We start from the raw sequence: 12,103 nt of genomic DNA on the forward strand, positions 1-12,103 counted from the left end.
GTCCTCACCTTCCCAAGACAAATGTCTATATATGACAATAAAAATAAACCGACGCTGACAAAGCATCGTAAAAATTAACTAATAAGGTTAACTGCGTAATTACTCTTATTAGTTAATCTCAAATCATTTAACAATGTTGAGATCTAATTCCGCTTAAAACAAAAGATGCCCAATCAACGGATTGGGCATCTTTGTATCAGTTACTTAAGCTTAAAGATGCTCTTCTAACCAAGTACGTACAGATTTAAGTGCTTCTGGTAGTGCTTCAACGTCTGTACCGCCCGCTTGAGCCATATCAGGACGACCACCACCTTTACCGCCAACTTGCTCAGCAACCATTTTAACTAGGTCGCCCGCTTTTACCTTGCCGATAAGGTCTTTGGTAACACCAGCAATCAAGCCAACTTTACCGTCTGCTACGTTAGCAATAAGGATGATGCCGCTACCAACTTGGTTCTTAGCATTATCAACCATAGTACGTAGGTTCTTGTTGTCTGCACCTTCAATTGCAGCGACCAGAACTTTAGTACCTGAAATTTCTTCCACTTTGCCCATGATATTTGCGCCTTCAGCAGCAGCCATCTTTTCTTTAAGCAGTTGAATTTCTTTCTCTAAAGATTTCGCTTTCTTAGCTGACTCAGCCAGTTTCTCTTCGTAAGCGTTAGCCTGAGCTTCTACTGCGTCAAGAGCCGCTTCACCCGTTACCGCTTCAATACGACGAATGCCTGCAGCAATACCACCTTCAGAAGTAATCTTGAATAGGCCGATATCACCCGTGTTGCTCGCGTGGATACCACCACAAAGTTCAGTTGAGAAATCACCCATGGATAGAACGCGAACTTCATCATCGTACTTCTCGCCAAACAGTGCCATTGCACCTTTTTCTTTCGCTGACTCGATATCCATGATGTTGGTTTCAATCACATGGTTCTTACGAACTTGTGCGTTAACCAGGCGCTCTACTTCTTTAAGCTGTGCAGGTGTTACGGCTTCAAGGTTAGAGAAGTCAAAACGCAGGTTGTCTGGCTTAACTAAAGAACCTTTCTGAGCAACATGCTCACCTAGAACCTCGCGCAGTGCAGAGTGAAGTAAGTGAGTTGCAGAGTGGTTTAGTGAGATAGCAGCACGGCGCTCAGCGTCAACTGTTGCTTCTACTTTATCGCCCTTAGCAAATACACCTTCAACTAGTTCACCGTGGTGCGCAAATGCGTTACCTAGCTTCTGAGTGTCTTGTACTTTGAAAAGACCCGAAGCTGTTTTTAATGTACCAGCATCACCACATTGACCGCCTGACTCAGCGTAGAATGGTGTCTCTTCAAGGATGATGATTGCTTTGTCGCCTGCTGATAGTGAAGAAACTTCTTCACCGTCAACAAATAGCGCAGAGATTTCACCAGCACCTTCAGTACCGGTGTAACCACAGAACTCAGTGTTCGTGTCAACTTTGATCGTTGCATTGTAATCAGTACCGAACTGACCCGCTTCACGTGCACGCTTACGCTGTGCTTCCATCGCCTTCTCAAAGCCTTCTTCATCGATAGTAAAGTCGCGCTCACGAGCTACATCGTTAGTAAGGTCAGCTGGGAAGCCGTATGTGTCGTAAAGTTTAAATACAGTTTCACCGTCAAGCTCTTTGCCTTCAAGTGCGTCTAATGCGTCGTTAAGGATAACCATGCCACGCTCTAGCGTGCGACCAAAGTTCTCTTCTTCGATGCGAAGTACTTTTTCAACAAGCTCTTGTTGCTTTTTAAGCTCTTCAGCTGCAGAGCCCATCACTTCAGCCAGTACACCCACAAGTTTGTGGAAGAACACGCCTTGTGCACCAATCTTGTTACCGTGACGAACTGCACGACGAATAATACGACGTAGAACGTAGCCACGACCTTCGTTTGAAGGCATTACGCCATCAGCGATTAGGAATGAACAAGAACGGATGTGGTCAGCAATAACGCGTAGCGATTGGTTAGATAAGTCGTCGTGACCAACCACTTCTGCTGTAGCTTTGATTAGCTTTTGGAATACATCAATTTCGTAGTTAGAGTGAACGCCCTGCATGATTGCAGAAATACGTTCAATACCCATACCAGTATCTACAGCTGGCTTAGGTAGCGGTTCCATAGTGCCGTCAGCGTGACGGTTGAACTGCATGAATACGTTGTTCCAGATCTCGATGAAACGGTCACCATCTTCTTCAGGTGTACCAGGGCGGCCGCCCCAAATGTGTTCACCGTGATCGTAGAAGATTTCAGTACATGGACCACAAGGACCTGTGTCACCCATTGTCCAGAAGTTATCAGATTCAAACTTCTTGCCGCCTTCTTTGTCGCCGATACGAACAATCTTGTCAGCAGGAATGCCTACTTTCTTGTTCCAGATATCGAATGCTTCGTCATCTGTCTCGTAAACCGTTACTAACAGGCGATCTTTTGGCAGACCTAGTGTTTCAGTCAGGAACTCCCAAGCAAACCCAATCGCTTCTTCTTTGAAATAATCGCCAAAGCTAAAGTTACCTAGCATTTCGAAGAATGTGTGGTGACGAGCCGTGAAACCTACGTTTTCAAGGTCATTGTGTTTACCACCCGCACGTACACAACGCTGAGCCGTAGTTGCTCGAGTGTAGGCACGCTTTTCGGCACCTAAAAAGCAATCTTTAAATTGGTTCATACCTGCATTAGTGAATAGCAGGGTTGGATCGTTATGTGGAACTAACGATGAACTGTCTACGATTTGGTGTTCTTTGCTCTCAAAGAACTTAAGGAACGCGTTGCGAACCTCATCAGTGCTCATGTACATGCAGCTCTTCCTGAAAATAGTCGAGTTAGAATTTTGCCGTATTGTAGATCATGGTTAAGGCTTCGACTAGTTTTCTTACACAAAAGACACGCTAGGAATAGAAATTGAGATGAAATAAGGGGAATAGTGAGTTTTCTACGAATAATCTATGTAACCGAAATGATATGCGCACACTCAGTTAAACATGAATTTATAAGCTTTGCCCTGTTTCGAGCCTACTTTAAAATATCGTTCAGCCTAAGTCTTTAAAAATAAAAAAGCCCCGCATTAGCAGGGCTTTCAAATATTCAAACTAAAGAGTAATACGCTTTTGCTTATAGCTCTTCTTTTTCAGCTTCTTCTGAATCATTTTCTTCAAGTACAGCCGGAGTTAGCAATAAGTCACGTAACTTTTTGTCGATCTCTAGTGCAATCTCTGGGTTTTCACGAAGGTACTTACAAGAATTAGACTTACCTTGACCAATTTTATCGCCATTGTAGCTGTACCAAGCACCCGCTTTATCAACAAGCTTGTTCTTCACGCCTAGGCCAATTAGCTCACCTTCACGGTTAAAGCCTTGACCATATAGAATTTGCGTTTCAGCTTGCTTAAATGGTGCTGCAATCTTGTTCTTAACAACCTTGATACGCGTTTCGTTACCCACGATCTCATCGCCTTCTTTGATAGAGCCAGTACGACGAATATCAAGACGAACAGATGCGTAGAACTTAAGTGCGTTACCACCCGTTGTTGTTTCTGGGTTACCAAACATTACACCAATCTTCATACGAATTTGGTTAATGAAGATAGCCATACAGTTAGACTGTTTAAGGTTACCTGTTAGCTTACGCATTGCTTGAGAAAGCATACGAGCTTGAAGACCCATGTGGCTATCGCCCATTTCGCCTTCGATCTCAGCTTTAGGTGTTAGTGCAGCAACCGAGTCAATAACAAGAACATCGATAGCACCTGAACGAGCCAGTGCATCACAGATTTCTAGAGCTTGCTCACCAGTATCAGGTTGAGAAACAAGTAAAGCATCGATATCAACACCCAGCTTTTGAGCATAGATAGGGTCTAGCGCGTGTTCTGCATCAACGAATGCACAAGTTTTGCCAACCTTCTGTGCTGCTGCAATAAGCTCTAGAGTTAGAGTAGTTTTACCTGAAGATTCTGGACCGTAAACTTCAACGATACGTCCCATAGGTAAACCACCAGCACCCAACGCCACATCAAGAGATAGTGAACCTGTAGAAATAGTTTCTACATCCATTGTGCGGTTGTCACCTAGACGCATGATAGAACCTTTACCAAATTGCTTTTCAATCTGACCTAAGGCTGCGGCTAACGCTTTTTGTTTATTTTCGTCCATTACTATCTCCACGTGATCCGCTTACTCTAAGCAAGCGATCTAGAATCTATTTCAAACCCACACAGGGGTGACTAATTGATTGCCATTATACTGTTGATTCATACAGTGTCCATACCTGTATGAAAAAAAATGAGCGCAATTTATCCTCGCTCCCAAAAACTTGAGCTATACCAAGCCCTCAGCTGTTTTTGAAACTAGATAATCATGCATGACTTGCAAGGCATGTTGAGTAGCACAGTCACGGACTTGTGATCTGTCTCCGGCAAAATGGCACGTTTCTACTCGCATCCAACCTTCGTCATCAGCCCAAGCAAAACACACAGTCCCTACTGGTTTTTCTTCACTACCTCCGCCAGGCCCAGCAATACCACTGACTGAAACACCAATAGTTGCGTTAGAGTTAGCTATAGCACCCTGCACCATTTCTTCAACGACCTGTTCACTCACTGCGCCATATTGCTCCAGCGTTGTGAGCTGTATACCAATCATTTCCTGCTTGGCTTCATTACTATAAGTAATAAAAGCACGATCAAACCAAGCTGAACTCCCTGCTATATCAGTAATTGCGGCCGCAATACCACCGCCAGTACATGACTCTGCGGTTGTCATAATGTGATTGTACTGTAGAAGCAATTTTCCCAACATATGACTTAAGCTTTCACTTGATTTCATCATTTAGCGATCCTTTAAAGTAATGTTAGATCCGTATCTTTTCGCTTGAGTTGCTTTTCGCACGAATCTCTTTCACGTATCCTAAGCCGCAATAGAAATAAACGAAAGAAGTGAACCGTGAAAGCCGATCAAAAACACACTCCGATGATGCAGCAATACCATAAATTGAAAGCAGAAAATCCAGAAATTTTGCTGTTCTACCGCATGGGAGATTTCTACGAGCTTTTCTATGATGATGCAAAAAAAGCATCTCAGCTTTTAGATATATCGCTGACTAAGCGAGGGTCATCGGCAGGTGAACCTATTCCAATGGCAGGTGTTCCTTTTCATGCTGTTGAAGGTTACCTCGCTAAACTGGTTCAACTGGGTGAGTCCGTGGCTATCTGCGAACAGATCGGCAACCCGGCGACATCAAAAGGTCCTGTTGACCGTGCTGTCGTACGCATTGTTACACCAGGCACAGTTACGGATGAAGCACTCCTTTCCGAACGTATCGATAACTTGATCGCTGCCATTTATCATCACAATGGTAAGTTCGGCTACGCTACACTAGACATCACTTCAGGTCGCTTCCAACTAAGTGAACCAGAAACAGAAGAAGCAATGGCTGCGGAGCTACAAAGAACATCACCTAGGGAGCTGCTTTTCCCTGAAGATTTCGAACCTGTCAACCTGATGGCTAATCGCAATGGTAATCGTCGTCGCCCTGTTTGGGAGTTTGAGTTAGACACAGCGAAGCAACAACTCAATAAACAGTTTGGTACTCGTGACCTCGTTGGCTTTGGTGTTGAAAAAGCAAACCTTGGTTTGGCTGCTGCAGGCTGTTTGATCCAATACGTTAAAGACACTCAGCGCACTGCGTTACCTCATATCCGCTCACTAACGTTTGATCGTCAAGATCACTCCGTTATCTTAGATGCAGCAACTCGCCGAAATTTAGAGATCACTCAGAATTTATCCGGTGGCATCGACAACACACTTTCAGAAGTTCTGGATCATACCGCTACTGCAATGGGTAGCCGTATGCTTAAACGTTGGCTTCATCAGCCTATGCGTAATCTCGACACTTTAAATCAGCGCCTTGATGCGATTTCTGAAATGAAAGACACAAGCTTACATACCGACCTACAGCCGATACTGAAACAAATTGGCGATATTGAACGTATCTTAGCGCGACTTGCATTACGCTCTGCTCGACCTCGTGATTTAGCAAGATTGCGCCAAGCAATGCAGCAGCTACCTGAGCTGGCTGAAGTATTACAACCAGTTAGCCATCAGTACTTAGCGCAACTATCTCAATATGCAGCACCACTAGACGACGTTTCAGAGTTACTAGAGCGTGCCATCAAAGAAAATCCACCGGTTGTTATCCGTGATGGTGGTGTAATTGCCGAAGGCTACAATGCAGAATTAGATGAGTGGCGCGACCTCGCCGCTGGTGCAACGGAATTCTTAGATAAGCTAGAGCGAGAAGAGCGTGAAACTCACGGTATTGATACGTTAAAAGTTGGCTATAACAATGTTCATGGCTTCTTCATTCAAGTTAGCCGTGGTCAAAGCCACCTTGTGCCACCTCATTATGTTCGTCGCCAAACTCTAAAAAATGCAGAACGATACATTATCCCAGAGCTAAAAGAACACGAAGACAAAGTGCTCAGTTCGAAATCAAAAGCATTAGCGATTGAAAAGCAACTTTGGGAAGAGCTGTTTGATTTATTGATGCCATATTTGGAACGATTACAGAATATAGCTTCTTCAGTTTCTCAGCTAGACGTTATTCAAAACATGGCAGAGCGTGCTGAAACTTTGGATTACTGCCGACCAACGTTACAAGAGCAACCGGGAATTCATATTCAAAACGGTCGCCACCCTGTGGTAGAGCAAGTGATGGACGAACCATTCATTGCTAACCCAATTGAACTGCATCCAGAAAGAAAAATGCTGATCATTACAGGTCCGAACATGGGCGGTAAATCAACTTACATGCGCCAAACCGCACTCATCGCGTTAATGGCTCATATTGGTTGTTATGTTCCTGCCGAAGCAGCGACTATTGGTTCTATCGACCGCATATTCACACGAATTGGCGCTTCAGATGACTTAGCATCTGGTCGCTCAACATTTATGGTTGAGATGACGGAAACAGCGAACATCCTCCACAACGCCACACAAAAAAGTTTGGTCTTGATGGACGAAATAGGACGCGGCACCAGTACTTACGATGGCCTATCCCTTGCCTGGTCGAGTGCTGAATGGCTAGCTAATAAAATCAGTGCTATGACATTATTTGCTACACACTACTTCGAGTTGACCGAATTACCAAATCAACTGCCTAACTTGGCGAATGTTCATTTGGATGCCGTTGAGCATGGTGACAGTATTGCTTTCATGCATGCTGTTCAAGAAGGCGCTGCAAGCAAATCTTATGGCTTGGCTGTAGCAGGGTTAGCAGGAGTTCCTAAAGCAGTAATTAAAAACGCACGAGCGAAGCTCACTCAATTAGAAGCACTTGGAAACGATACATCATCAAGCCGACCTACTAACGTCGATATTGCAAACCAACTAAGTTTGATCCCAGAGCCAAGCGAAGTAGAACAGGCATTAGCAGGCATAGATCCTGATGATCTGACTCCACGCCAAGCGCTTGAAGAACTGTACCGATTAAAAAAGCTAGTCTAGGCAAACACTACCTAGTTCTGGGCTATCGAACTAAAACGAAATATCTTCCAGAACAGAGACAGTAAACAAAAAAGCGCGAATCGAATGATTCGCGCTTTTATTTTCTACTTAAAAGTTTAGAAGTTTAGTCCACTTCAACATTGAATAGATTTTCCATGCTAAGACCCTGCTTAATTAGGATCTCTCTTAAGCGACGAAGACCTTCAACCTGGATCTGACGTACACGTTCACGTGTTAGGCAGATTTCACGACCAACCTCTTCTAGTGTTGATGGTTCATATCCCAGCAGGCCAAAGCGTCGTGCTAATACTTCTTTCTGTTTCGGGTTAAGCTCATCAAGCCAGTGAATCAAAGAGTCTTTGATGTCGTTATCTTGAGTTGAAACTTCTGGATCTGAATTGTTGATATCAGGAATAATATCAAGCAGAGCTTTCTCTCCATCTCCACCAATTGGAGTATCCACTGAACTTACACGCTCGTTAAGGCGTAGCATTTTACTTACGTCGTCCACTGGTTTATCTAACTTACTTGCGATTTCTTCTGCTGTTGGTTCATGGTCCAACTTTTGTGATAACTCACGAGCGGTACGCAGGTAAATGTTAAGTTCTTTTACAACGTGGATTGGCAAGCGAATGGTGCGAGTTTGGTTCATTAAGGCACGCTCGATGGTTTGACGAATCCACCATGTTGCGTAAGTAGAAAAACGGAAGCCTCTCTCAGGATCAAACTTCTCTACCGCTCGAATCAGGCCTAAGTTACCTTCTTCAATAAGATCAAGTAACGCTAATCCACGATTGCTGTAACGACGCGAAATTTTTACAACAAGACGTAGATTACTTTCAATCATACGCTTGCGAGCCGCTTCATCGCCGCGTAGTGCTCGACGTGCGTAAAGCACTTCTTCTTCGGCGGTCAATAAAGGTGAGAAACCGATTTCGCCAAGATAAAGCTGAGTTGCATCTAGACTTTTTGCGCTAGCGTCTGCTTCTTCTTTGACTTCAGTTTTTTTACTTGTTGGTTGTTTTTTTGGCTTAACCTTTGCAACATCCGTTGTTGTTTGGTCAAGTGTAAACTCTTCTTTAACTACTGTATTGCTGATACTCATAACGCCTCCCCCTGGCGAGATTAGCAAAACATTACCACTTAAAATGCTGCTAAACCTATGACACAGAACACGATACATCGTTGCGATGTATAGATGTTGTTAAGGTAAATAACGTTTTGGATTAACGGATTTACCTTGATAGCGAATTTCAAAGTGCAGGCGCACACTACTTGTGCCAGAACTACCCATGGTCGCGATCTTTTGACCTGGTTTTACACTTTGTCCTTCAGAAACTAACAACCTGTCATTATGCGCGTATGCACTGAGATAATTATCGTTATGCTTAACAATCACTAGATTGCCGTAGCCTCGTAGTGCATTACCCGAATAAACAACAGTTCCCCCTGCAGTGGAAATGATGGCTTGACCTCGCTGTCCTGCAATATCAATACCTTTATTTCCTTGCTCTCCCACAGAGAAATTCTTTATTACTCTTCCTTTTGTTGGCCACAACCATTTAGATACTTTTTGGTTCGTAGACTTACTGGCTGTATTAACATTTTGTTTACCTTTAGATTCAACATACTCCTTTCGTTTAGATTGTTCAACCTTCTTAACTGGATCTTTTTTCGCCACTTTAGAAGGTTGTTTTGTCGTACTTTGATTAGAGCTTTTATTCGATTTCGGAGTAGTTGAAGATGCCGCTGTTGCGGTGGAAGCAACGGCAACTGGCGCTACAGCAACGGCTGTAGACTTTCCATAACTAGGGGCAACGTAAGAAGGTCTCCACAGTTTTAGCTTCTGACCTGGGTGGATTGTGTATGGTTTGCTTAATTTATTGAAACTAATTAAATCGTTTACATTTTTATCTGTGACATAAGCAATAAAGTATAGGGTATCGCCTTTCTCAACTTCATAATAACTACCTCGATAACTGCCGCGGGAGACAGAAGAGTAATCTTTATTAAGCCCAGAAACAGGTGCAGGGGTATGTGCCGCGCAGCCAACTAGCATGCAGCATAATAAGAAACTAACGAATTTCAATAACCCTGAACCCATCTTTGTTAACCCATTAATTCCTAGGCAAGCTCACCTTGAACCAAAGGTACAAATCGAACCATTTCCACTAGGCTAGATAGATATTCATCCCCTTGACGCACTATCTTGAGTAGGTGTTGCTCTTCTTCTCCAACAGGAATCAGCATCCGCCCACCATCGCTTAATTGTTCAAGTAATGCCTGCGGAATAGACTCAGCAGCAGCAGTCACAATGATCGCGTCAAACAACCCTTTCGATTCCCACCCCTGCCAGCCATCAGCATGCTTGGTAGAGACGTTATAAAAATCAAGTTGCTTAAGCCTACGCTTTGCATCCCACTGTAATGACTTAATTCTTTCGACAGAATAAACGTGGTCAACAAGTTGAGCCAGCACCGCAGTTTGGTAACCAGAGCCAGTACCTATCTCTAATACGTTACTTGTCTGCTCTAATTCAAGTAGCTCAGTCATCTTAGCCACAATATAAGGCTGAGAGATTGTTTGTCCTTGTCCTATCGGTAACGCGTTATTGTCATACGCTTGGTGCAGCATAGCTTGAGAAAGAAAGCTTTCTCGGGGTAAACGAAAAATAGCATCGAGGACCTTTTGGTCCCTGATACCACTTTCAATTAAAAACTCAATTAAACGTTCAGCTTTAGGGTTACTCATGACTTTTCCCCTAACCAATCATCCATTGCTCTCAATGATTCATGCGCAGTTAAATCAACTTGTAGCGGTGTAATTGAAACGTAACGATTTTCTGTCGCATAGAAATCCGTTCCTTGACCAGCATCTTGCTCTTTTCCCGGAGGGCCTAACCAGAAGATATCGTGACCGCGAGGATCCTGCTGCTTAATCATCGGTTCAGCATGATGACGAGCACCAAGCCTAGTCACCTGAGTTCCAGCTAAATCTGACAGAGCGACATCAGGGATGTTGATGTTAAGTAAACGATTCGTCGGTATTGGGTTCGATAAGTGCTGCTCTACGATCTGACGAACAATAGTCGCTGCCGTTTCAAAATGCTTCTTACCAACCAAGGAGAATGCGATCGATTGGACACCTAAAAAGTGCCCTTCCATTGCTGCGGCTACGGTACCAGAATAAAGCACGTCATCACCCAAGTTAGCACCGTGATTAATACCACTAAGTACCAAGTCTGGCATGTCATCTTTAAGTAGTTCGTTTAAAGCAAAATGCACACAGTCTGTTGGAGTTCCTTGAACTGAGTATGTATTGGGTTCAATTTCTTGAACACGCAAAGGCTGCTCTAGCGTCAACGAATTTGAGGCCCCTGAACGATTTCGATCTGGGGCTACAATGACTATCTCAGCAAGATCACGTAACACGTCAGCTAGGGCGTGGATCCCTTGGGCATGAACACCATCATCGTTGCTAAGTAGTATCTTCATTTGTTTTCCTTTCACTGTATCTCTAACTATCACTGTCTTTGTTAACTAGTCGTACTTACGCTCAACGTGGATCTCTTCAACCAGTTCACGAACAATCGCCGTAGCAAAGCAACCTGAGTCTAATGAGAAACGTAATACAACGTTATTGTCACTCACTTCCCAAGATAAATTTTGAGGCTTTAGAGAAGCGATACGACGTTCATGACGCATACGGTTACCACGAATCAGCGCCATAAGATCAGGTTCAGCATCTAAATGAGGCTGTTCAATGGTTAAGGCTTTATCTGTTGTTGGAAGTGCATTATCACCAGCCATCGCAACAGAAACATAAGCTACGCCATCAGAAATCTTTTGATTGATCTCGTCTATGTTTGCTCCTGTTACTGGTACTTGATTAGCATCGACAATCGCAATATCACCTTCAATAGCTTGAGCAAACAAATCTTGTTCGATACGCGCCGATAGGATTAGGTTAAAAATCCACGAACGAGCTGCCGATAAATATAAGCTACGTTTATTCTGATTACGCGTTCGAACGTTATCTCGTCCCCAACGACGAGCTTCAGTCAGGTTGTTACCTTCATTACCAAAACGTTGTGCACCAAAATAATTTGGAACGCCCACTTTTGAAATACGCTCAAGACGACTTTCCACATCAGCCGTGTCTGACACTTCTGACAATGTAATTTCAAATTGGTTACCAATAAGATCACCAGGGCGTAATTTCTTGTTATGTCGATCTGTCGCCAAAATTTCAATACTTGGGTACTGTGCTAGGAAAGCACTGAAATCTGGGGTTTCACCTTTAGGTAAATGAACACTTAACCACTGCTCAGTTACTGCGTGGCGATCTTTTAGACCAGCCCAACTTACGTCTTTCGACTTTACGCCGCACGCTTTTGCTAATTCGTTCGCGACAAAGCTGGTGTTTTCACCCGTCTTTCGAATGCGAACCATCAAATGTTCACCTGTACCTGTGAACTCAAAACCTAGATCTTCAATAACAACAAAGTGAGCAGCTTCAGCTTTCAGTTTTGCAGTTGCAGTCGGCTGACCATTTAGGTAAGCCAATGGTGATAAAATATCTGACATTTTATTCTTTTCTTTAAGGTG

The 12,103-nt window shown here is 43.6% G+C and carries 9 protein-coding genes; 1 reads left to right on the top strand and 8 read right to left on the bottom strand.

Translation table 11 applies throughout. The annotated features are described in order from the left end of the window. Positions 1-210: 210 nt before the first annotated feature. The 3 genes from alaS to pncC form a co-directional block, all read right to left on the bottom strand. Positions 211-2,793, bottom strand: coding sequence for an alanine--tRNA ligase (alaS, locus tag L4C33_RS06320; RefSeq protein WP_428811594.1), 2,583 nt, complete (start codon positions 2,791-2,793; stop codon positions 211-213). A gap of 314 nt (positions 2,794-3,107) precedes the next feature. Beyond that, on the bottom strand, positions 3,108-4,145 hold the full coding sequence (recA, locus tag L4C33_RS06325) for a recombinase RecA (protein ID WP_428811595.1): 1,038 nt from the start codon (positions 4,143-4,145) through the stop codon (positions 3,108-3,110). Between the two features lie 165 nt (positions 4,146-4,310). Further along, complete coding sequence (pncC, locus tag L4C33_RS06330; protein WP_428811616.1) at positions 4,311-4,817, bottom strand: nicotinamide-nucleotide amidase; 507 nt, start codon at positions 4,815-4,817, stop codon at positions 4,311-4,313. A 117-nt stretch (positions 4,818-4,934) separates the two neighbouring features. On the opposite strand from pncC, the gene mutS reads away from it, so the two are divergent. Next, positions 4,935-7,496: a DNA mismatch repair protein MutS gene (gene mutS, locus L4C33_RS06335; RefSeq protein ID WP_428811596.1), complete on the top strand. Its 2,562-nt coding sequence runs from the start codon at positions 4,935-4,937 to the stop codon at positions 7,494-7,496. A gap of 124 nt (positions 7,497-7,620) precedes the next feature. On the opposite strand, the gene rpoS is transcribed toward mutS, so the two are convergent. The 5 genes from rpoS to truD all read right to left on the bottom strand — a co-directional run bounded on the left by rpoS (position 7,621) and on the right by truD (position 12,082). Next, a complete protein-coding gene (gene rpoS, locus L4C33_RS06340) occupies positions 7,621-8,601 on the bottom strand; it encodes an RNA polymerase sigma factor RpoS (RefSeq protein WP_428811597.1) in 981 nt (326 codons plus the stop codon). A 99-nt stretch (positions 8,602-8,700) separates the two neighbouring features. After that, positions 8,701-9,600, bottom strand: coding sequence for a murein hydrolase activator NlpD (nlpD, locus tag L4C33_RS06345; protein ID WP_428811598.1), 900 nt, complete (start codon positions 9,598-9,600; stop codon positions 8,701-8,703). A gap of 20 nt (positions 9,601-9,620) precedes the next feature. Further along, the gene (locus L4C33_RS06350; protein ID WP_428811599.1) at positions 9,621-10,247 is read right to left on the bottom strand and encodes a protein-L-isoaspartate(D-aspartate) O-methyltransferase; all 627 of its coding nucleotides are present in this window, start codon (positions 10,245-10,247) and stop codon (positions 9,621-9,623) included. Next, positions 10,244-10,990: a 5'/3'-nucleotidase SurE gene (surE, locus tag L4C33_RS06355; protein ID WP_428811600.1), complete on the bottom strand. Its 747-nt coding sequence runs from the start codon at positions 10,988-10,990 to the stop codon at positions 10,244-10,246. Before surE ends, L4C33_RS06350 begins: the two co-directional genes overlap by 4 nt. Positions 10,991-11,035: 45 nt before the next feature. Then, positions 11,036-12,082 (bottom strand): tRNA pseudouridine(13) synthase TruD, encoded by a 1,047-nt coding sequence (gene truD / locus L4C33_RS06360; protein WP_428811601.1) that lies wholly within the window; start codon positions 12,080-12,082, stop codon positions 11,036-11,038. Positions 12,083-12,103: the final 21 nt, after the last annotated feature.

This window comes from Vibrio makurazakiensis, from assembly GCF_050337375.1.
In the GTDB taxonomy this organism is placed as follows: domain Bacteria; phylum Pseudomonadota; class Gammaproteobacteria; order Enterobacterales; family Vibrionaceae; genus Vibrio; species Vibrio makurazakiensis.